The 23250-nt window shown below is 33.1% G+C and carries 22 protein-coding genes; 4 read left to right on the top strand and 18 right to left on the bottom strand.

Annotation, left to right across the window (positions count from 1 at the left end; genetic code table 11):
• Positions 1-135: 135 nt before the first annotated feature.
• Both ACM55K_RS11320 and ACM55K_RS11315 read right to left on the bottom strand, forming a co-directional pair.
• The gene (locus ACM55K_RS11320) at positions 136-1266 is read right to left on the bottom strand and encodes a lactonase family protein (RefSeq protein ID WP_416850332.1); all 1131 of its coding nucleotides are present in this window, start codon (positions 1264-1266) and stop codon (positions 136-138) included.
• A gap of 49 nt (positions 1267-1315) precedes the next feature.
• Entirely contained in the window at positions 1316-2620 is a 1305-nt protein-coding gene (locus ACM55K_RS11315) for an NAD(P)/FAD-dependent oxidoreductase (protein WP_416850331.1), read from the bottom strand.
• Between the two features lie 289 nt (positions 2621-2909).
• Between ACM55K_RS11315 and ACM55K_RS11310 the strand changes: the two genes are divergently transcribed.
• Together ACM55K_RS11310 and ACM55K_RS11305 are read left to right on the top strand one after the other, a co-directional pair.
• Entirely contained in the window at positions 2910-3413 is a 504-nt protein-coding gene (locus ACM55K_RS11310) for an RNA polymerase sigma factor (protein WP_416850614.1), read from the top strand.
• Positions 3410-4042, top strand: a complete 633-nt coding sequence (locus ACM55K_RS11305; RefSeq protein WP_416850330.1) for a hypothetical protein — start codon at positions 3410-3412, stop codon at positions 4040-4042. Before ACM55K_RS11310 ends, ACM55K_RS11305 begins: the two co-directional genes overlap by 4 nt.
• A gap of 77 nt (positions 4043-4119) precedes the next feature.
• On the opposite strand, the gene ACM55K_RS11300 is transcribed toward ACM55K_RS11305, so the two are convergent.
• The gene (locus ACM55K_RS11300) at positions 4120-4929 is read right to left on the bottom strand and encodes a lysophospholipid acyltransferase family protein (protein ID WP_416850328.1); all 810 of its coding nucleotides are present in this window, start codon (positions 4927-4929) and stop codon (positions 4120-4122) included.
• Between the two features lie 135 nt (positions 4930-5064).
• Positions 5065-5706 carry an NUDIX hydrolase gene (locus ACM55K_RS11295; RefSeq protein WP_416850327.1) on the bottom strand — a complete coding sequence of 214 codons (642 nt, stop codon included), beginning with the start codon at positions 5704-5706 and terminating at the stop codon, positions 5065-5067.
• 97 nt (positions 5707-5803) lie between these two features.
• Between ACM55K_RS11295 and ACM55K_RS11290 the strand changes: the two genes are divergently transcribed.
• Complete coding sequence (locus ACM55K_RS11290) at positions 5804-6244, top strand: DUF4268 domain-containing protein (protein WP_416850326.1); 441 nt, start codon at positions 5804-5806, stop codon at positions 6242-6244.
• Between the two features lie 171 nt (positions 6245-6415).
• Here ACM55K_RS11290 and ACM55K_RS11285 read toward each other — a convergent pair whose 3' ends face one another.
• From ACM55K_RS11285 to guaA, 12 genes are all read right to left on the bottom strand, one after another.
• Positions 6416-6826 (bottom strand): hypothetical protein, encoded by a 411-nt coding sequence (locus ACM55K_RS11285; RefSeq protein WP_416850324.1) that lies wholly within the window; start codon positions 6824-6826, stop codon positions 6416-6418.
• A 3-nt stretch (positions 6827-6829) separates the two neighbouring features.
• Positions 6830-7774: an NAD(P)H-dependent flavin oxidoreductase gene (locus ACM55K_RS11280; RefSeq protein ID WP_416850323.1), complete on the bottom strand. Its 945-nt coding sequence runs from the start codon at positions 7772-7774 to the stop codon at positions 6830-6832.
• Between the two features lie 16 nt (positions 7775-7790).
• Complete coding sequence (locus ACM55K_RS11275) at positions 7791-9404, bottom strand: S8 family serine peptidase (RefSeq protein WP_416850322.1); 1614 nt, start codon at positions 9402-9404, stop codon at positions 7791-7793.
• A 132-nt stretch (positions 9405-9536) separates the two neighbouring features.
• Positions 9537-10724 carry a tRNA 2-thiouridine(34) synthase MnmA gene (gene mnmA, locus ACM55K_RS11270; RefSeq protein WP_416850321.1) on the bottom strand — a complete coding sequence of 396 codons (1188 nt, stop codon included), beginning with the start codon at positions 10722-10724 and terminating at the stop codon, positions 9537-9539.
• Positions 10725-10989: 265 nt separating this feature from the next.
• Positions 10990-11613, bottom strand: coding sequence for a murein L,D-transpeptidase catalytic domain-containing protein (locus ACM55K_RS11265; protein WP_416850320.1), 624 nt, complete (start codon positions 11611-11613; stop codon positions 10990-10992).
• A 210-nt stretch (positions 11614-11823) separates the two neighbouring features.
• Positions 11824-12534: a toxin-antitoxin system YwqK family antitoxin gene (locus ACM55K_RS11260; RefSeq protein ID WP_416850318.1), complete on the bottom strand. Its 711-nt coding sequence runs from the start codon at positions 12532-12534 to the stop codon at positions 11824-11826.
• 91 nt (positions 12535-12625) lie between these two features.
• Positions 12626-14530: a membrane protein insertase YidC gene (gene yidC / locus ACM55K_RS11255; RefSeq protein ID WP_416850316.1), complete on the bottom strand. Its 1905-nt coding sequence runs from the start codon at positions 14528-14530 to the stop codon at positions 12626-12628.
• 82 nt (positions 14531-14612) lie between these two features.
• Positions 14613-16226 (bottom strand): CTP synthase, encoded by a 1614-nt coding sequence (locus ACM55K_RS11250; protein WP_416850315.1) that lies wholly within the window; start codon positions 16224-16226, stop codon positions 14613-14615.
• 151 nt (positions 16227-16377) lie between these two features.
• Positions 16378-16611, bottom strand: coding sequence for a DUF3820 family protein (locus ACM55K_RS11245; RefSeq protein ID WP_416850314.1), 234 nt, complete (start codon positions 16609-16611; stop codon positions 16378-16380).
• 77 nt (positions 16612-16688) lie between these two features.
• Positions 16689-17090: an OsmC family protein gene (locus ACM55K_RS11240; protein WP_416850313.1), complete on the bottom strand. Its 402-nt coding sequence runs from the start codon at positions 17088-17090 to the stop codon at positions 16689-16691.
• A gap of 54 nt (positions 17091-17144) precedes the next feature.
• Positions 17145-19115: a LysM peptidoglycan-binding domain-containing protein gene (locus tag ACM55K_RS11235; protein ID WP_416850312.1), complete on the bottom strand. Its 1971-nt coding sequence runs from the start codon at positions 19113-19115 to the stop codon at positions 17145-17147.
• Positions 19116-19245: 130 nt separating this feature from the next.
• Positions 19246-20775: a glutamine-hydrolyzing GMP synthase gene (gene guaA / locus ACM55K_RS11230; protein WP_416850311.1), complete on the bottom strand. Its 1530-nt coding sequence runs from the start codon at positions 20773-20775 to the stop codon at positions 19246-19248.
• 230 nt (positions 20776-21005) lie between these two features.
• Here guaA and ACM55K_RS11225 point away from each other — a divergent pair, with 230 nt between their 5' ends.
• The gene (locus ACM55K_RS11225; protein ID WP_416850310.1) at positions 21006-21533 is read left to right on the top strand and encodes a hypothetical protein; all 528 of its coding nucleotides are present in this window, start codon (positions 21006-21008) and stop codon (positions 21531-21533) included.
• A gap of 24 nt (positions 21534-21557) precedes the next feature.
• Here ACM55K_RS11225 and ACM55K_RS11220 read toward each other — a convergent pair whose 3' ends face one another.
• Both ACM55K_RS11220 and ACM55K_RS11215 read right to left on the bottom strand, forming a co-directional pair.
• Positions 21558-22253: a hypothetical protein gene (locus ACM55K_RS11220; protein WP_416850309.1), complete on the bottom strand. Its 696-nt coding sequence runs from the start codon at positions 22251-22253 to the stop codon at positions 21558-21560.
• A gap of 119 nt (positions 22254-22372) precedes the next feature.
• Complete coding sequence (locus ACM55K_RS11215; protein ID WP_416850308.1) at positions 22373-22978, bottom strand: hypothetical protein; 606 nt, start codon at positions 22976-22978, stop codon at positions 22373-22375.
• Between the last annotated feature and the right edge of the window lie 272 nt (positions 22979-23250).

The raw sequence follows: 23250 nt of genomic DNA, 5'->3' as shown, positions 1-23250 counted from the left end.
AAAGCTATATTTTTGTTAAAATACTAAAAATCAGCACATTGTAAGAATGGTTTTACATTGAAAAAAAGCACTGATTATCATGTCTGTAAGAATGCTAGCACAACTTTTTATTGTTTAATTTTAAAGTTTTAATCGCTAATTGCGATAGTGTTTAATTTGCACACAAGAAGCATTTTCTACGTTTATTTCAGTTCCCGATTTTTTCAACAGACCCGTAACTAAATTTCGTTTAAAAACCACCACATTACCACTTGTTTGGTTCGCTACTATCAAGAACTTTCCTGCAGAATCAATAGTAAATATCCGTGGAGTTTTACCAAAAGTAGATTGATACCCTACTGTTTTTAAAGTACCATTGCTTTCTATAGAAAATATTGCAATATTATTTTCTTCCCCACGATTAGAAGCATATAGAAAACGTCCATCAGGTGAAATGTGAATATCTGCACTACTAAACCCTTCTTTTAATGCATCAGTATGGGTATTAATTCTTTGAATTGGATCTAATTTTCCATTCCCATAGGCATAAACACTTATTGTCCCACTGATTTCTTCAACGCAATAAGCAAATTTTCCGTCAGGATGGAATGTAAAATGTCTTGGTCCGCTTCCTAATGTGGCTTGCGTAAAAGGATATTGATTTTCTAAAAGCGGTAGTTTTTTAGTGTAATCAAATCGATAACTCCTAATTTTATCGGCACCTAAATCAGGTAAAAACACAAAATCATAATTCGGAGAAAATACCGCCGAATGAACATGAGAACGCTCTTGCCTTTCTTTGTTAATACTGCCTTCTGAATAGGAAAATTTTTGAACAATTGGATTTATTTTACCATCTGCAGTTATTGGGTAAACAGAAACACTTCCTTGAGTATAATTCGCATTTACAAGCCATTTTCCATTTTTATGAACCGATAGGTATACCGGGTTTTCACCACCGCTTTTTTGACTGTTAATAAATGTTAGCGCCTTATTTTGGGGTTTGAATTCAAAACTACTGACACTTCCTGCATTGGGCGTTCTTGTTTCTGTACAGGCAAAAACATATTTACCATTTGGAGATACTGTTAAATAGGAAGGATTTAGTATGTTTTTGACTGTTGTAATATTCTTTAAATTACCCGTTAACGTATCCAATTGAAATACATATATTCCCTCTTTATTTTTATCCGAATTATAAGAACCTACAAATACATAACTATTTTGCGAATAGCAATTAAAGCTAACAAATAATATAAAGAAGAAAGTTGCAATAATTTTAACCATTTTTAATTTGATATATAAGAATTTAGAATTACCTCCAAAATCGATTTTTTTACACTTCATCACTCGTAAAAGTCGTGAAACTTTTCTTTTTGTATGGTCGAATAATCAATCGTCCTTCTCGGTCAAAACGAATGTAGTTGTACACCCAATTTAAGAAAACTACCGCTTTGTTTTTGAATCCAATTAAGGAGAATAAATGCACAAACATCCAGACAAACCAGGCAAAAACGCCACTGAAATGGTATTTTGGCAAATCGACTACCGCTTTATTTCTTCCTATGGTTGCCATAGCGCCTTTGTCATTGTATTCAAAAGCTTCCATGGGTTGTTTTCGAATTAATTTAATTATGTTTTCTCCTAACAGTTTCCCTTGTTGCATGGCGGGTTGCGCCATCATGGGATGTCCTTGCGGATATGCTTCGGTTTCCATAGATGCAATATCGCCCACGGCAAAAATATTGTGGTAACCTACTACTTGATTGAATTCGTTTACTCGAATGCGCTCTACTTTTTCGACCAAAGATTCAGCATCCAATCCGGCAATTGTAGCACCCTGAACGCCCGCAGTCCAGATTACCGTGGCGGTTTCAAATGTCAAATCAGAATTGGTAAGAATCGTTCGTCCGTCATAATTAGTAACGCGAACGTTTTTCCATATTTTTACGCCCAAACTGAGCAGAAATTTTTCGGCGGCTTGTGAGGAATCCTCGCTCATGGTATTGAGAATTCGATCGCCACTTTGAATGAGATTAATTTCCATTTTAGCGATATCAAGATCAGGATAATCTTTTTGTAAGATGGCTTTTTTCATTTCGGCCAAAGCGCCAGCCAGCTCTACTCCTGTTGGTCCACCACCTACGAGTACAAAATTAATCAGGCTATTTTGTTCGGCTATATCAGTGGTTAAAACGGCTTGTTCGAAATTTTCAAGAATAAGACTACGAATGTTAAGCGATTGCGGTATGGTTTTCATGGACATACTGTTGCGCTCTATTTCTTTATTGCCAAAATAATTGGTTTTGGAACCCGTCGCTATAACTAGATAATCATAACTGAGTTCCCCAATTTCAGCAATTACTTTTTGGTTTTTAGTATCAATTTCTGCTACTGTAGTCAATCTGAAATAGACATCATCGTATTCCTGAATTACTTTCCGGATAGGATATGCGATGGAACCCGCTTCGAGTCCGCCAGTGGCCACTTGATACAATAAGGGTTGAAAAGTATGGTAGTTGTGTTTGTCTAAAAGAACAACTTGGACGTCTTTATTTTTTAGTTTTCTGGCCAATGCAAGTCCTGCAAAGCCTCCACCTATGATGACTATTCTGGGTAAGGCTGAATTAGGGATGTTCATATTTAAAAAGTCTGAATTGTTGATACTCAAAGATACAATGTTTTACAAGCTTGAATTCCATCAATTATTATCAAAATTTTTGTTTTTGGAAAAAGTTCTTAAGAAATCTAAACGCGTAAATTAGCCCCGATGGCAGTGGAAATCCTTTCTAGTCCTGATTTTTTTTCAGGACTAGAAAGATTGTAATGTACAAGCGGGACGAGTCATTATCATGGATTCTAAAATTTGTGCTTCCAGAAAAAAAGGGCTACTTTGTAACAAAATCTATCTTTGGATTACTAACGTATATATGAGTGATAATTTAGAACATTCTTTTGTAAAGCAGTTGCAGGAAAATCAGAATATAATCCACAAAATTTGTAGGTTGTATACTAATGGCGATGATGCACACAAGGATTTGTTTCAGGAAATCACGATTCAGCTATGGAAAGCGTTTCCAAAATTTAGGGGTGACAGCAAATTTTCGACGTGGGCGTATCGCGTGGCTTTGAACACTGCAATTACTTTATACCGAAAAACCAAGCGATCCATAAACACCATTGAGTTTGAAGGGCGGCAACATTTTTTGAAAGATGTGGAGTATAATTATGAGGAAGAAGAACAGATAAAACTCCTGTATAAGGCGGTTTATCAGCTGAATGATATTGAAAAAGCACTTGTTTTTATGTATCTTGAAGATAAAGATTATACCGAAATAGCCGATACATTAGGAATTAGTGAAGTGAATGCCAGAGTGAAAATGAATAGAATAAAGGGGAAATTAAAAAAAATATTAAATCCATTAGGAGTATGAAAGAGCTGGATTTATTAAAAAAAGATTGGCAAAAGAATGATAATTCTTTTGAACAAGTTTCGGAAATCGAGATTTACAAAATGATTCATAAAAAATCATCTTCGATAGTGCGGTGGATTTTGATTATCAGTATTTTGGAAGTTTTATTGTGGACATCAATTAGTGTTGTTTTTAATTCGGATGATTATTTAAAAAAGATCAAGCACGATGAATTAATCCAATATTTTGAGGTGCTAACCATTTTTAATTATGGCGTGATATTGGTTTTTATCTATTTATTTTATAAAAACTACATTTTGATTTCGACAACTGTATCCACAAAACAGTTGATGAAAGACATTCTAAAAACCCGCAAAACAGTCCAATATTATGTTTGGTATAATCTTGGAATGATTGTTTTTAGCTTAATTATTGGTTTTGTAATTGCCTTTTCTTATAATCCTGATGTAATCATATTAAAGGAAAAGATTGCCAATGACGGAAAAATTATGGCTATTACACTAGGCATTCTAATTTTGACTATCGTTGTGCTTTTTGGAATATTCTGGTTGTTTTATAGGTTATTGTATGGAATCTTATTGAGACGATTATATGCCAATTATAAAGAATTGAAAAAGATAGATTTGTAGCCTCGTCCTAGATTGATACTGATGAGAATTATTAAAATTGTCGCTAATTCCTTAAATAATCAAATAGAAATTCATTTCTAATATTCCCATTGTCTTAAACGGTTCAATTCTTCCTGCGCTTTTAATTCTTCGGCTGGAATGACTTTTAAAAACGACGGATGTTGTTCAATAGCATATTCTACTTTTTCAACAATTTCATCAATTGTATCATTATCGTAATCAATATCTAATGGTTCTTTGATTATAAAGGACTGGAGGATTCCTTTCTTTTTCATTCGCAATCCTTTTTTATCAAACGAACGACGGAAACCATCAATAACAATAGGAACAACAATGGGCCTGTGTTGTTTGATAATATGAGCCGTCCCTTTACGAACGGGTTTGAATGATTTTGTAGTTCCTTGCGGAAAAGTGATTACCCAGCCGTCTTTTAGCGCTATTTTGATATTTTGAGTATCATCTGGATTTATATCTTTCTTTTCTTGAACATCAACACCTTTAGCCCGCCAGGTTCGTTCTACCGAAATTGCTCCTGCATAAGCCATAATTCTTGGCAATAAACCGGCCTGCATCGTTTCTTTGGCGGCAACATAATAAATATTCATTTTGGGTTGCCAGAGGTAACATACATTTTTAATTGTATCGTCTCGCCCACTTAAACTAGCATTAAAGACATGAAACATAGCTACAACATCGGCAAAGTAGGTTTGGTGATTGGAAATAAATAATACGTTGGTATCCGGTAAATTTCTGATAATTTCAGAACCTTCAATTTGTAATTCATTAAATCCTCTGTAACGTCTGTGCGTAATGGCTCCGAAGATGCGGATCAACCATTTTTTTATAAATAATATGTGCCCAAAAGGATTTCTCTTAAACAATACCATAAAACTGTGTCTTTTTTGTTAATTTGAATTACAAACGTACGAAAATTATATTTGTTGTTCCTTACTGATTTTTAGCAAATCTTTTAAAAATCACGCTTAATAATTGATTTTTTCCATCCTGAAAAGACGAATATTTCAATCTAATACTTCTTTCAAAACTTCTTTCAATTCACTCAACATCATAGCCGTAGCACCCCAAACAATGTGTTCCTCTATTTTGAAAGCCGGGACAGTAATTTTACCGGCATAAGAAGTTACCATTTCCGCACTACTAATTATTTCATCACTCAAAAAAACCGACAAGGGCAATTCAATTATATTTGCCACTTCATTAGAATCAGGAATAAAACTGATTTCGGCTCTGCTAATCCCTAAAAAAGGATGCACCATAAAATTACTTGGCGGAATATACAAGGCTGTAAAAGGCTTGATAATTTCTATGTCTCTGGGAAGAATCCCTATTTCCTCATGGGTTTCCCGCAAAGCCGTATTTGCAAAGACTTCATCTTCCGGCTCAAATTTACCTCCAGGAAATGCGATTTGGGAAGAATGGGTCCCGTCATAGGAACTTCTTACAATTAACACCAAATGCGTTCTTCCTTTTTTAGGATAGAACAACATCATGACTGCAGCTTTTCTTGATTTTGTATTATCTAACATTCCATTTTTCAGGGCATCTATTCGTTCTAGAGGCGCCATTTTAATATGTGCTTCAAATGCAGGAAGTTTTGCTTGAGCAAAATTGGGAACATATTTTAAAAAATCTTGAAAATCCATAATCAAAGTCTATTTTTGCATACCAAAAGATCTTATAAATATAGTTTAGAAAATAACGTTTAACAAATTTTCTAAAATCAAATTCAAATAAATAAAAATGTACAGCAAAGAAGAAACTCAAAAATTAAAACGAGAATTCTGGGTCACATTCGCAGAAAAACATCCGCGAAAATGGGTATTATACGACACCAAAATCAAGGATTTCTCTTTCAAGTTCTATGTAGATAATAAAAAAGCCCAAGTTTTAATAGATATTGAACATCGCAACGATGAAAAACGAATTGCCTATTTTGAAAAAATAGAAGCATTAAAAAACATTCTGGAAGACGAATTCATTAAAGATTTGGTTTTCGAAAAAGACTATACTTTAGAAAGTGGTAAAACCATCAGTCGCATTTGGGTTGAAAAAGTAGGTGTTGGTGTTAGCAATCGTAACTATTGGGATGAAATTTTTGACTTCTATAACGAGAAGATGAATGCTCTGGAATTATTCTATAGGGAGTATGATGAATTTATCAAAGATATTGAGAAAATTTAGGGCGTGACCCGATGAAAAAACGGGTCGTGCTATACGTTTCAAGTCCTCGCTCTTCCTTCGTCAGGCTATGGGCTTTTCACTACCATCCCTCACGCAACATAACAAAATCACTATTCAATTTTACCGAATTCAAATTGACATAAAAAAATCCGCTTAAAGCGGATTTTTCATCTACATATTGAAAATATTATAAACTAAAATTCTATCATCATAATTGATGTACAATTGTTTCCTATTGTCTTGTTTTTTACGGGTAATGATTGAAAGTGTACAGTCATCTCCATTATTATCTTTACAGGTAAACGAATAAACAATATCAGTCTCATTTTCTTCAGTGGCTTGGTAATCTATAATTTCAAACAATTGGATAACTTGGGAATAAATTACAATTCTGTTTTTATTAGTGTCCAATGTGACTAAAATATTGACCAAATCCAAATCAGACCATTTTCCCCATTTCCCATTTTCCTTTTTTTCTAAAACACTTAAACCTGAAGTTTTAAACTTATAGTTTTGGCTATAGGAATATTGCAGGCCTAAGACCATAAAAAGCAACATTATAAATATTTTTTTCTTTGTCATTATTTAAAAATCAAAATTCATTACTTCTCTTATAGCCTTTTCAAAATCAGCTATCATTTCTTCAACGATAGCTCCCGCCGGTTTTATCTCGTGTATTAATCCCGCCACTTGACCTATTTCTAATTCCCCTTCGATTAAATCTCCCTCAAACATACCCCGTTTTGCTCTAGCTCTTCCTAACAAACTGATTAAATCTTCTTTTGTTGCGCACTTTCCATACAAATCCTGAACATCCTGATAAAATTTATTTTTAATCAATCGAACAGGAGCGAGTTCTTTCAAAGTCAATTGCGTATCGCCTTCTTTTACATTTACAATTGTTTCCTTAAAATTTTCATGTGCAGATGATTCTACCGAAGCAGCAAATCTACTTCCTACCTGAACTCCGTCTGCTCCTAATACCATAGCGGCAAGCATACCACGACCGGTAGCAATACCTCCGGCAGCGATCAACGGAATGGTAATTTTTTCTTTCACCATTGGAATTAAAGTAAACGTAGTGGTTTCTTCTCTTCCGTTGTGTCCTCCGGCTTCAAATCCTTCGGCAACTATTGCGTCAACACCTGCATCCTGAGCTTTCAATGCAAAAACAGAACTACTGACCACATGCACTACCGTTATACCATTTTCTTTTAAATGAGAAGTCCATGTTTTTGGATTTCCAGCCGATGTAAAAACAATTTTCACTTCTTCATCAACAATAATTTTCATGATTTCTTCAATGTTGGGATACAACATCGGAATATTTACACCAAAAGGTTTTGAAGTGGCTTTTTTACATTTTTGAATGTGTTCCCGCAAGACTTCAGGATACATGGAACCAGCACCTATCAATCCTAAACCTCCGGCATTACTAACTGCACTTGCTAATTTATAGCCGCTATTCCAAATCATTCCTCCCTGAATAATTGGATATTTAATATTGAAAAGTTCCGTGATTTTATTCATGTACGATTTGATGCTGCTATTGTTTTATTATTTTTCCGCTTTTATAAAAAGAATTTGATGCTACTTTATATATGTAAATTCCTTTACTCAATGCTTTCAATGAAATACTAGCCGATTCAATTGTGATTTCTTTATCCAGTACTTTTTGACCTGAAAGAGAATAGATATTAACCATCGCTCTATCTAATCCTATTGGTAATGAAATTGTAATAAAATCAATTGCCGGATTTGGATAGATTATGAAATCATCTTTCGAAAAAGTGTTAAATGATAACCCGTTACTCACCGCTAAATTAAAATCTGGAATACCATAACCATATTGATTATCAGGTACCGTAAACCTATCAGCCGATTTTATAATTAATTGGCGAATTTCAGCATTGGTTTTACTAGGATTTGCCTGCCATAAACAAGCAATCATTCCTGCCATAATAGGACTGGAAAAAGAAGTGCCATTTGCAGCTATAATGTTACCAAATGCATCAGACAAAACATCGGATTGTCCCTGGGCCATAACGTCCGGTTTTATCCTCCCATCAGACGAAGGCCCAATGGAACTAAATGAAGCCAATACCTCGGAAGATTTCACCGCTCCAACAGCGATTACAGAAACAGCATCGGCGGGTACAGCAATATAGGGATCAGCTGTTCCTCCTGAATTTCCGGCTGAAGCCACCACAATCATGCCTCTACTAAACGCAATTTCAGCACCACGCGAAATAAAAGCTGTCGTTCCGTTCATTTCACTGTAGGTATGACTATAACTACTCTTGTCATATTCAAAATATCCTAGAGAAGTGTTTATAATATCCACTCCCAAACTATCTGCTTTTTCAGCTGCTTCAACCCAAAGGGATTCTTCAACAGGGTTTTCTGAAGTATCATCTTCGGTGATAAATAAATAATAGGAAGCATCTGGCGCTGTTCCCACTAATGAATTTTCTTTGTAACCACCCATTGCCGAAAGTACTGATGTTCCGTGCGAAACTCCAGTGTAAAAATCTGGATTTCTTAAAACAAAATTATAACCCCCTAAAATTCGGTTATTATCTCTTAATCTTTGAAAAGGCTGCGCTGTATTAACACCTGGAAAACCAGCGTCTAGAACTGCTATTATTTTTCCGGAGCCAGTATAATTCTTTTGATGCAATAATTGTCCATTAAGCATCTGGATTTGATTTGCAGACGTTCCGTAAGCGTAATCAATTTTGGTTTTCTTACTTTTAGTTACCCTTTTTATTTTAGTCGACTGCGCTATTTTACCCGTTTGATTGAGTAATTTATCCGCAAAATCAATTTTAGTTACAAAAGGAAATGTTTTTAATGAATTTATAATTGCCTGTGTTCCTCGAACATGGATCGCATTCAACCATTTGGATTTTGCCATAACAGTAATTCCTGCAACTACTTTTACTTGACTCACGTATGATGATTCAACAGGAACATCTTTAAAATCTAAAACTATATTTTGATTCGTTCTTCTGTCCAAAGATCTTTGGGAAAGCATTAGCAAAGGGGTACTTAAATACGATTGAGAATTGGGTTTGGCATTGAAATATACCCAAGCATCTTCTTGAGAAAAGCCAACGGAAGTAATGAATAAAAAAAGAAGTAAATATATTTTTATCATAATAATATTATTTCTTTAAGTCATAAAAACCCCAATAAAATCTATGACTTAAGTTCAAAAGAATTATTTCACGGCATTTAAAGTTCCGATAAAGCACGATTTTTCAGTCTTTTTATAAATTAAAGTACTAAACTAAGAAATTACTCCCGAACCAACTAATTCATCTTCTAAATACCAAGCAACAAACTGTCCTTCGGTAATTGCGGATTGTGGTTCTTGAAATGCAACAAACATGCCGTTTTCAAATTGATGTAAGGTGGCTTTTTGCAAAGGCTGTCTATAACGGATTCTTGCCATAACGTCCATGGTTTCGCCATTGGCCAAAGCCAAATCTTTACGAATCCAATGCACTTCAGATTTTTCTATCTGCAATGCTTTCTTGAACAATCCAGGATGTTGACTGGATAATCCAGTATAAATCGTATTGGTTGTCACATTAGTAGCGATGATAAATAATGGATCTGTTGTCCCACCTACATTCAGCCCTTTTCTTTGTCCAATGGTAAAATAATGAGCACCTTGATGTTTCCCCACTTTTTTACCCATTTCTGGAGTATAGGGAAGTTTTCTTGCATCAAATGCCAAATTCTCTTCAAGAGTCAAACCTTCTTGTTTTTGAGAATTATAAACAGCATCATTTTTATCAATTTGAATAATAAGGCCGTCTTTAGGCTGCAATTTTTGTTGCAAAAACTCCGGTAAACGTACTTTGCCTATGAAACACAAACCTTGGGAATCTTTCTTTTCGGCAGTAATCAAATCCATTTGGGCAGCAATTTCCCGAACTTCCGGTTTGGTCAATTCTCCAATTGGGAATAATGATTTTGCGAGTTGCTCTTGTGATAACTGACACAGAAAATAGGATTGGTCTTTATTGGTATCGGCACCAGCTTTCAATCGATAAACGGTTTCGTCATTGACTTTAATTTCGCTTTTTTGACAGTAATGTCCTGTCGCTACATAATCGGCTCCAAGACTCAAAGCAATTTTCATGAAAACATCAAATTTTATTTCGCGGTTACAAAGTACATCAGGATTTGGAGTTCGCCCTTTTTCATATTCGTTGAACATATAATCAACGATTTTCTCTTTGTATTCTTCGCTTAAATCTACGGTTTGAAAAGGAATTCCTAATTTTTCAGCCACAAGCAATGCATCGTTACTGTCTTCCAGCCATGGACACTCATTAGAAATTGTAACAGAATCATCATGCCAATTTTTCATAAAAAGGCCTATGACTTCATAGCCTTGTTGTTGCAATAAATAAGCAGCAACACTTGAATCTACACCTCCGGAAAGTCCTACAACAACACGTTTCATCTTCAAAAATTATAATTTTATAAGGATGCAAAGTTACAAAGATTTACAATAGGAAAAGGAATAGAATAATGTGTTTAAGTACTAAAAATTAACCAAACTATAATAATTACAAAATAAAGATACGTATAACAGATAAATAATAAGAATTAATTAAAAAACAAAATCGACAGAAAGAAGAGAGCAATTACAATTCAGAAAAGTTAATCCAAAAAAAATCTGGATTTTGAAAGAAGATATATAATGATAATTGATGCTTGCAATAACTTTAATAGTAAATTTCTAAAAGGATTTTACTTCTTGAATCATCAATTAGTTTTTCAATTCTTGCATAAAATTCCTCACTTACCATTGGACAGCCAAAACTTTTACATATTGGTTTATCCTGTTCTTCACAAGGAACTTTAAAATATTTATGAATAACAATATTTCTAGAAAGAGCGTTATTATTAGTTTGGTCTAATCCGTATAATTTGTAGGATTTGCCAAATTTCCCATTATAACTGGACCCAATATAATATTTACCCAATGAGGTACAAAGGGAATTCGGTTCATTACTAAACAATAGTTGCCCTTCCGTTTGTGTTTCGGAACCAATTCCGTGAGCAACCAACCCTTGATCAATTATGGTATCATTTTTTAAATCATAAACAAAGAATCTGTTTTTTCCAGACCCGATTTTCATATCAATCAGAAAAACTATTTCTTTATTAAAGTTCGGATTATTAGCAATGAATTTCTTAATGATAGCAGCTCGACTCAAGAGTTTTTCTTCTGTTGAATCTCCTGATACAGCAATTATGGAAAGGTTCTTTTTAGTATTTTTTGGTGAAATTTTGACACTAAAAAATAATATTCCAATCAATGTTAAAACGAAAATTCCTCTTCTCATTTTTATTGTTCTTAGCTATTGGTTTTATTTTTATTCTTTAAGAGTGTTGCGAAACAATTTATAACACAACACAGTTTCATAAAACTACCAAAAAAGGGTAGATTTTTCCCATAAGTGATGTTTTTCATTTTGCAAAATTAGGAATTTATTTTTCTCCCTAATTAATTCTTAATAACGATTTAACAAGCTCTTTTATTTTATTCTTTTGATTTATTTTTTTGATTTAATGTTCTTTTCAGGATAATTCATATTCACGTCTTTTACTTTTTTCCCTTTTTCGAAAAATTGCCAAATCCCTGTTTTTTTACCATTTACAAACGCTCCTTTTGAAACTATATTCCCGTCAGTATCTTTGAAAATTGCCAAACCATTGTATTCGTTATTCTTGAAAATGGATTCTTCAAGCACAATTCCTTTTTCGGTATATTTTTTATAAATACCGTTTTTTAGGTTATTTTTATAACTGATTTCTTCAGCGATTTTGCCACTCGGATAAAAAACAGTTCGCAAACCTTCCAGCTTTCCATTTATATAATTTTCAATAGTCATTACAATTTTTGAAGCTTGATGATAATATTTCCATTGCCCTTCAAATAATTTATTGACTACTTTACCCTCGCTAACTTTATTCTTATTCTGATCGTAAAATATAGTGTAAGCGGAATTGTCAGCAGGATTGAATTCTCTTGTAGCTATTATTGATTTTACTTTTGTATCGTCATAAAAATTAAAAACTCCTGTTTCTTTCCCATGCACAAAAGTTCCTTCGTATCGAGGTCGTTTGGATTCCTCATACAGCCCTCTCCATAAACCATGCTTTTTGCCGTTTTGGTCTAATTTGTTGAAATCATTTTGCGCTTGAAGATAAAACACATTCAAAAAAAACAAAACAAATATTCCTTTTTTATAAATTGCTTTCATAATAAATACCCTTTCTATAGTAACGACTTCTAATCGCTTAAATTACCTGTAAATAAAAAAATCTCGAAATATATCGAGATTTTTTAAATTTTTATTTTTTTTTGTCTTTCGCCTTTTGAGCTTCGGCTTGTTCCATAACTTCTTGAAGTTTTTTCTGGAATTTACCTTGTTTCTTCGGCTCTTTCAATTTGTTCTCTTGTATTTGAGCGTGAATTTTATCACTGTCTACAATGTAATTTTTAATTACAAACATGATTCCTATAGTAATCAAGTTAGAAATAAAGTTATACAAACTCAATCCGGCACCATAACTATTGAAGAAAATCAACATCATAATTGGCGAAATATAAATCATATACTTCATCATTTTTGCCATATCAGGCATTCCTTCTTGTTGTGGAGCAGCCATTTGCTGATCTCCAGAAGTCATTTTCATGTAGAAGAAAATCGCTATTGCCGCCAATATTGGAAACAAACTAATATGATCTCCATACATAGGAACATGAAAAGGCAATTTTGCAACTTGGTCAAAAGAAGATAAATCGTCTGCCCAAAGGAAACTTTTCTGTCTTAACTCGAAAGCCGACGGGAAAAACTGAAACGAAGCATACATAAAAGGAAGCTGAATCAAGGCCGGAATACATCCTGCCATTGGGTTCACCCCAGCTTTATTGTACAACTTCATCGTTTCCTGTTGCTTCTTCATTGGGTCTTTTTTGAATTTTTCTCCCAATTCAGTAATCTCAGGTCGCAACACTTTCATTTTGGCTTGTGACAAAAATGATTTATAAGTAATAGGCGACATTGCAATTTTAACAATAATGGTAAAGATGATTATCGCAATTCCATAAGCGATATACGAACTTAAAAATCCGAATAATGGAATAAAAACAAATTTGTTAATCCATCCAAAAATCCCCCAACCTAAAGGAATAATTTTTTCTAAATTTTTATCGTATCCTTTTAATGTCTTATAATCCGATGGTCCAAAGTACCAACTCATTTTATAATCCACTTCACCATTTGTAAATGCTAAAGGCACATTCGCTTTAAATTGCTTAATGTAGGTAGTGTCAACTTTTTCATCTACAACTAATTTATTAGATTTCAAGGAAGATTTAGCAAACGGAGTATCAGTCAATAATATAGTACTGAAAAAATGCTGTTTGAAAGCAATAAATTTGACATTTTCAGGTGTTTCTTCTTTGTCTTTTCCGTCTCCTACATAGTCGAATTTCTCATCTCCATACTCGAAGTTAAGTAATGTATATCGATCTTCGTAAGCAATGCTTTTTTCTGTTCTGTAGGTTTTTAAATTCCACTCTAAATCCAACGGTTTAGTAGTATTCAAAACTTTATTCAATCCTTGTGAACGAATATCAAAACCAACCATATAGTCGTTTGGTTTCAATATGTACTTGTATTCTAAAAACTCATTTACACCAGCTTTCAATTTCATAGACAGTATTTGATCTGCTCCAACTTTTGTTACTGTTGGTTCAAAAAATAAGTCTTTCGTATTTAAAGTACGGTTATCACTGGTTAGTAATTGCAAATTCAAATTAGCGTTATTGTCTTTAATCAATTCCACTAATTGCCCGGAACCTTTTTTAAATTTTTCGAAATTTTTTAAAGTAGCTTCAACAATATACCCTCCTTTATTGGCAACTCTCAATTTTACAAATTCGTTTTCGATTGTTGTAAAACCTTCTTTTGCTGAAGGAAGTGTAGCAGAATAAGCAAAATTTCCTAATGTTTTTTCCAATTGTGCCAATTGTGTAGAATCTCCCGCCACAACACCACCAACAGTTGCCGTTGTAATCATTTTGGCACCTGCTTCTTTAGCTTTAGCTTCTTTGATGACCAATTCTTTCTTAGCTTTTTCAGCAGCAAGTTCTTTATCAGAAGGCTGATTTTGATACATTATCCAAATCAAAATACCAAAAATCAATACAAAACCTATAATCGAATTGAGGTCAAATTTTTTTTCTTCCATTATTTTATTTAAAAAAGTTTAATGTTTAAAGTATACCGTTTTTCGAATACAGTGATTGAACACTAATTCTAAAAACTAAATACTATTTTTTCTTAGCCTGAACAGCCGCTGCAACAAAATTCACAAAAATAGGATGTGGGTTTGCTACCGTACTTTTATATTCAGGATGGTATTGAACGCCAATAAAAAATGGATGATCCTCTATTTCTATAACCTCAACTAAACCAGTATCCGGGTTAATCCCCGAAGCTACTAATCCTGCTTTTTCCAATTGGTCTACATATTCACTATTGTATTCATAACGGTGACGATGACGCTCAGAAATAGTTGATTTACCGTATATTTTATACGCCAATGTATCTGGTTTCAAATCGCATTTCCAAGCACCAAGACGCATAGTTCCCCCTTTGTCAGTGATTGTTTTTTGCTCTTCCATCAAATTTACTACCGGATGAAGCGTTTTGTCATTCATTTCAGTAGAATTAGCTTCTGAAAGTCCAAGAATGTTTCTTGAATATTCAATAATAGCCATTTGCATACCCAAACAAATTCCGAAAAATGGAACTTTATTTTCACGGGCATAACGAACGGTTTCTATTTTTCCTTCAATTCCTCTTTCACCAAAACCTGGCGCAACAAGAATCCCGTCTAATCCAGCTAATTTCACGTCTACATTATCTGCATCGATATATTCTGAATGGATTGAAATAACATTTACTTTGGTTTCATTAGTAGCACCTGCGTGAATGAAAGCTTCCAAAATAGATTTGTAACAATCCTGCATTTCTACATATTTTCCAATCAAACCAATGTTTATGGTATGCTTGGGATTTTTTAATCTGCGTAAAAAAGTATTCCAGTTTTTTAAATCCGGAGCAGCCTTTTTAGGCAAATCCAATTTCTTTAAAGCCACAACATCAAGTCCTTCTTCAAGCATCAAATTAGGCACTTCATAAATAGTGGAAGCATCTATTGACTGGATAACGGCCTCTCTTTTTACATTACAAAACAAAGCCAGTTTATTTCTTAATTCTTCCGAAATTTCATGCTCTGTTCTACAAACTAAAATATCTGCTTTGATACCGCTTTCCATCAAAGTTTTAACAGAATGCTGTGTTGGTTTTGTTTTCAATTCTCCGGCAGCGGCCAAATAAGGAACTAATGTCAAATGAATCACTAATCCATTATGTTCTCCTAATTCCCATACTAATTGACGAACCGATTCGATATATGGTAAAGATTCGATATCTCCTACTGTACCACCAATTTCGGTAATAACAATATCGTAATCACCCGATTTACCAAGCAATTGCATTCTATCCTTAATTTCATTGGTTATATGAGGAACAACCTGAACCGTTTTACCCAGAAATTCTCCTCTTCTTTCTTTTTCAATAACCGAAAGATAAATTCTTCCTGTAGTAACATTATTCGCCTGAGAAGTAGGAACATTCAAAAAACGCTCGTAATGACCTAAATCCAAATCTGTTTCTGCACCATCATCGGTAACATAACATTCCCCATGTTCATATGGATTCAAAGTACCAGGATCAACATTGATATACGGGTCGAATTTTTGGATAGTAGTTCTATATCCCCTTGCTTGTAATAATTTTGCCAAAGATGCCGCTATAATTCCTTTTCCTAAAGAAGAAGTCACACCGCCTGTAACAAAAATATATTTCGTTTGATTCATTCTGTTGTTGTTTGTAATGTAGTTGTGTAAAAAACGTGGCAAAAATACAATTATAAATCGAGAAAAAGCTAATTTGAAAATGAGATAATTTGAAAATTTGACAATTCAATACTACTCCTATTTTCAAATCAGCTTTTTCTTAATTCACAAATTAAAGCGGTTTTGGATATCGCTTTTTAATATTCCGAATCAACTCTTCCAATCCATTGAGTTTTAATTCATAAATCAATTGCAATTGTTGTCCTAATTCTCCTTTTGGAAACCCTTTATTGCTATACCAAACCACATAATATTCTGGTAAATCAATAAGATATCTGCCTTCATATTTGCCAAAAGGCATTTTGGTATGAGCGAGTTTGACAAGTTGTTTTTGGTTTTGTTCCAAAGTAAGTTCCTAGTTTAAAGTTTATGTTTAAAGTTCAATCTATAAACTAAAAACTATTGCCTGAATCTGCTACCAGATTACTTCCAGTTGAAAGTAATTTGTTTCTCAATTTCAGTATTTAAACTTAAAAAAACAGGACATGTCATCGCGGTTCTTTCAAGAATCGTTTTATTCTTTTGATCCGTTGTTCCTACCATATCAAAAGTGATTACTATCGTTCCTATGCGTCTTGGCTCAGCATTCATTACTTTAGTAACTTCAGCGGTAGATCCTTTTAAATCTACTTCAATATCACGGGCTTTTATCCCCATAACCGTCATCATACAACTTGCCAAAGCATTAGCAACGGTATCAGTTGGAGAAAAAGCCTCGCCTTTTCCGTTGTTATCTACCGGAGCATCCGATACGATTTCAGTTCCGGATTGTAAATGTATTGACGATGTTCTTAAATCGCCTAAGTAAGTTACTTTTGATGTCATAATTTTATTATTATTTTATTCTTCTGCCACTGAACACTAATTACTGACTACTTTTTAATTAGCTTCTTTTATTGTTAAATCGGTGTCATAATATAAGATGTAAACACCTTTATTCGTATATCCGCCTTCTTCTTTTTTATAGTATTCAAATTTATTATCTACTTGCTCAGTTGCCATAGCATCTGCAGTTTCCTGAAACTTTTTATCTTGTGACAATCGCATCATGGTATCAAATGTAATGTCAAAACCACGGGTTGCAAAGGCACTAGGGGAAATTTTATTTTTCTTTTTAAACTCTTTTTCGAAAATTAAGGCTTCGGGAGATTCATTTTCACGGGTAACAGAAGGATACATCAATTTCAATTTTGTCAGATTTACAAAATTGATTTCATCAGTATCTAATGTTTCGTTAGGTTCTAAAATAACCAACTGCACTTTATACGTTGCCATAGCACCCATCATAGTTGCCATTGTTGATTTTATCATCCCTGTATTCCCCGTTTCCATTACCACATAGTTCATTTTATCTTTTACAAATAAACTTTTTAAATTTTCAGGAGACAAACCTCCATTTTCAGTAAGAACAGAAAATTTTACATCTTTATGATTTTCCTTAATAAACTGAATCATTGTTTCTTTTTTCTTATCTACTACAGCAATCATATTTCCACCTTTTGCTCTCATGTAATCAAACATGGCATTTTTAACTACGGTAGCTGTTGGAATTGTTTGGTACAGATTGCTGAATGAATTTCCAATATCTTTAGATAAAGGAGAAATCACAGGAACTTGATTCACATTCAACAATTCAGCGGTTTTCTCTACGTTAGTAAGATAAAAGGGGCCAACGACAGCATCTGAATTTTCCAGATTATTTTCTTTAATTATAGAAGCAACATTCGAAGTGTTTTTAGTTTCCTGCGAATCATAAATTTTCACATCCAAAGAAAGTCCTATTTGTTTTGCCGAATCTATAGCCATTAAAGCTCCAGCATAAAAATCTAAAGTCATATTCAGAAACTTGTCTTTTTTCAAACGCATTGCAGTTGAATTAACGGTATCTCCTTCAATTTTTGGCATATTAAAAGGTAAAAGCAACACTAGTTTCTTTCTATCGTTACCACCCATTTTCTTTGACAAAACAGCGTATTCTTTTTTGGATTCAACAACCGGAATAGTTATTGTTGCGGGAACCTTCAAAATCATTCCTTCCACAACACCTTGGGACAAAGCAGGGTTAAGCGCGATTAACTCTTCCTGAGTCATCCCAAACATTTTGGATAAACTATAAAGTGTCTCTTTCGGTTTCACTTCATAATTTAAATAACTGACAGCTTTTACAGCCTTTACAGGATTCGGTTTTGCAATTTCTTTTTTGGCTTCAACAACTGGGATTGTTTTCTCTACTTTTGGTCCCGAAGTTTCGGGATTCCCCTTAATGATTAATTTGTAGCCAACAGGCAAATTAGAAACAATTTCAGGATTTTTTTTCTCTAATTCTTGAATAGTAATTCCATATTTTTTGGAGATAGAATATTTAGTTTCCTTTGGGAGTACCTCGTGATACACCACTTTTTCTTGAATTACAGCAGCGGTAGCTTTCTTCGGGCTATTTTTAGAAGGAATAACAAGGATTTGTCCCGTTTTCAATCCTTCTTTTTCAAGACTTGGATTGGCTTTCTTCAAATCTTCATCTGAAACACCATATTTTTTTTCAATCCCGTACAGCGTTTCTTTTGGAGCTACTTCGTGGGTTGTGGCAGTTTTCACAATGGCTTTGGCTTGAACCGCAACCTTTTGTTTGCTAACTTTTTTCGGAATCAACAAAACACTATTTGGCTTTAATCCGTTTTGTGCATCTGGGTTTAATTGGTATATATCAAATGGAGTAACATTATACTTTATTGCAATTTGACTTATCGTTTCTCCTTTTTCTACTTTATGTGTTATGTTTTTTTCTTGTGAAAAAACATTCAAATTAAACAACAAAGCAGTAATACAAATCGCAAAAAAATATTTCATCATTTTATTTATAAAATTATTCAAATCATTAATAACGGAACGGTATCAAATTTTATTGCAAAATCTGATACCGTTTATATAAAGAACATTAAAAATAATGATATTCCGAGAAGGCATTAACAAAAATTTAATTTTATTCCCACTCAATAGTTGCTGGCGGTTTTGAACTAATATCATAAACCACTCTATTCACTCCTTTTACTTTATTGATAATATCATTAGATATTTTCATCAGGAATTCATACGGTAAATGTACCCAGTCAGCCGTCATACCATCAGTAGATTCAACAGCACGAAGTGCTATTACTTTTTCATACGTACGCTCATCACCCATTACACCTACACTATTTACAGGAAGTAAAATAGCTCCGGCTTGCCAAACTTTGTCGTATAATCCCCAAGATTTCAATCCTTCGATAAAAACAAAATCTACTTCTTGCAAAATTCTAACTTTCTCTGGCGTGATATCTCCTAAAATTCTGATTGACAATCCAGGTCCAGGGAAAGGATGCCTTCCTAATAATTCTGGATCAATTCCTAATGAAGCTCCTACTCTACGCACTTCATCTTTGAAAAGCATGCGAAGTGGTTCTACAATTTTTAATTTCATGTAATCAGGTAAACCTCCTACATTATGATGTGATTTAATAGTAGCTGAAGGTCCTTTTACTGAAACTGATTCAATAACATCAGGATAAATGGTTCCTTGCGCCAACCATTTTACATCTTCTATAAGGTGTGATTCATCATCAAAAACTTCGATAAATACACGTCCAATAATTTTACGTTTAGTTTCCGGGTCACTTACACCTGCTAATTCAGATAAGAAACGATCTCCTGAATCCACTCCTTTTACGTTCAAGCCCATTCCTTTGTATTGATCTAATACGTTTTGGAATTCGTTTTTACGAAGTAAACCGTTATTTACAAAAATACAGTATAGATTTTTCCCAATAGCCTGATGCAATAAAACTGCCGCTACAGTAGAATCTACTCCACCCGAAAGACCAAGAACTACTTTATCGTCTTGCAATTTCTCTTTTAATTCTGCCACCATTTCGCTAACAAAAGCATTTGGTGTAAAGTTTTGAGGAACTTCTGCTATTTTTACTAAAAAATTTTCCAGCATTTTTGATCCATCCGTAGAGTGAAAAACCTCTGGATGGTATTGAATAGCGTATGTTGTTTCGCCTTCAATTTTATAAGCCGCAAATTCGACATCATGTGTACTTGCCAATTTCACTCCGTTTGTTGGCAAAGCTTTAATACTATCGCTATGACTCATCCAAACCTGGCTATTTTCAGAAACACCTTCAAAGAAAACTTCATTCTCTTTTATAAAAGACAAATTAGCTCTACCATATTCTCTAGTGTTAGAAGCCGCAACTTCACCACCACTAAAATGGGATAAATATTGTGCTCCGTAACAAACGGCTAGCATAGGAAGTTTTCCTCTAATTTGAGATAAATCAGGATGTGGCGCATCTTCTCCTCTAACAGAAAAAGGGCTACCTCCAAGAATTACTGCTTTATAAGATGATAAATCACTCGGAAAATGATTGTAAGGGAAGATTTCGCAGAATATATTTAATTCGCGAACTCTACGCGCAATAAGTTGAGTATATTGCGATCCGAAATCTAAAATAAGTACGTTGTGTTGCATGCGCAAAAATACTTTTTATATTTTGAATTGAAAAATTGAATTTTGAAAAATATTTGTTTTTTTTTCAATAGGCTATTTATCCTATTTATTTACACTTCAGAAACTGTCTTTTTTTGAAAAAAAGAATGGTTTTTAAAACAAAAACGAAGAATAATTTAAGCAGACATGAAATATATGTCACTATTTTGAGTTAACCTTAATATAAATGAATACTTAAAAACATAATAACAATGAGAATTAAAACATACGCAGCAATTACTTTTTTAGCTCTTTTTATCGTTTCCTGTAGTGTTGTCGATAACTTATTCACTTTTAATGTAGCTACCCAAACAACTTTTAAAATAGCCAGTGGATTTCCTCTCAACCTAGCCACTGAAATAATCACTCCAGATGTTACTACAAATTCAAGTGCTGAATTTCAAAATAACAATACAAAAGCTGATTTAGTAAAAGATGTAAAATTGAGTGAATTAAAATTGACGATAACTGATCCTGCTGACAAAACATTCAGTTTTTTAAAATCAATTCATTTATACATTTCAACAGATGCAAATGACGAAATAGAATTAGCGTATTTAGATGATATTAATTCCACTGCAAACACTTTAAATCTAACTTGTACGGCTCAAAAATTAGATAAATACATCAAAGCTTCCTCCTATAAAATAAGAGCTAAAGCAGTCATTAAAGAATCTATAACAAAAGATATTACTGTAAAATCTGAAATGAAATTTAAAGTTACTGCTGATCCATTTTAACAATCAGCAGTTTTCAATTATGCTTTATTCCCTAATAATTACAAACTTCCCTTTTACTCCCGTATCCCAATTTTCCCAATAATCAGACTTAACAAGTTGTCCTTTATCATCATAAATTTGAAATTCAGCTGTATTTCCACCTAAAGTACCTCTATTTAAAGCTTCTATCTCGAATGTATTTATTCCTTCTTTTAGAAATATTTTAAATTCTTGATAATTTCCTTTCATTAATAATCGTTCTTGGACGACATCTGCATTCATAGTAGCTTTGGCTAAATCCCCATCAATCTGCCCAAAATCACGATATTTAATTAAAAAGAATTTCGATTTTGTTCTAATCTCACCAAAATTGACATCAATCTTAACCAAAAGTCTTGTATCTTCTTTCAAACCCTCTCTAACCAATGTTTTACCTAAATCCTTTTCCATTTTATCCCTATAAACATCTCCTGGATTAGCAAAATCATTTTTTGGAGTCATATTAATAGTGCTTGTTTCTCCAATTTTTAATACGGAACTAGGGGTTTTTATTTCAGGGCTTTTAAAAACATTTGGAGTATACGTTGGTGGTATATCCGTTTCAGGGGGAACTACTTTTTTAAACTTCGGACTTTTATTTATAGGGGGAATTGCCTTAAACTTTTTACTAAATTCAATCTGGCTATAGCTTTTTGAAGAAATCCCAATAATAATAATTATAAAAAAAAGAATCTGTTTCATATAAGGTGAATATTGATAAATCAATATTTATTAAAAATTTAAAACTAAAAACACAGTATAAACAACAAAAATAATATAAATTACTTTTATTTATTTATCGAATTGAAAAAAGAACATTCCTATTCTTTCATTAAAATTAAGGTTGCTTTATAATCTATTCCAAGATTCCATTGACTGGCAGAAATAATTTTTCCTTTATCATCATACACTTCAAATTCTGCTGTATTAGGGGGTGCAAAACCTTCGTTCAACGCCTCAAAATCAATCTTATTAATCCCTTTTTCTAATTTTATCTCGAAACCTTTAAAATCGCCATCCAAAACGACCTCGTAAGCTATTACCTTATCATTTAAATATACTCTGATTTTATCCCCATCAACATAAGCGGCATCACGATATCTTACTTTAGCAGTAAGAGAACCCGTTTTGAAATTTCCTAAATTTTGATTTTTCTTATAAGTAACAATCTCTAAATTTTCTGCTTTTTTAGTAACTTTTTCAGGATTTATAAAATTGATTTTTGGCACATCAAGTGGGATATCTAGTTTTTTTACAACCTTTGGAGCAGTAATTTTTGGTAAATCTGCCTTTGGCGGAATTACTTTTTTTATTTTCGGTTTTATATTTTTAGGTGGAATTGCTTTAAATTTAGAGTCAAATTCATTCTGTGCATATCCGTTTAGGGACATACATATGACGATAATTAAAAATAGAATTCTTTTCATAACTTTTTAGATTAACTGATCAGTGCTTGTAAAATTTTAAAAATAAAAAAACCAAAAGTGTAAAATCATAAAAACGATATAATTTAACTTTCATTTATAACATTCAATTTCCAATTTTATTACATTTTAGAGCATAAGATTTTCTAAAATTGATTTCCGAAATTGAACTTTTTAATTAAAAATTAGTGTTTTTTATTTCTCATTTTTTTCTAAATTGCAAAAAATATACCAAAAATTAAATTAGGTTGTAATATTTTAAAAATCAGTTAAAA

It is taken from the genome of Flavobacterium arabinosi, assembly GCF_048158725.1.
Taxonomy (GTDB): Bacteria; Bacteroidota; Bacteroidia; order Flavobacteriales; family Flavobacteriaceae; genus Flavobacterium; species Flavobacterium arabinosi.
The sequence above is the reverse complement of the archived record's forward strand: the minus strand, read 5'-3'. Positions and strand labels throughout refer to the sequence as shown.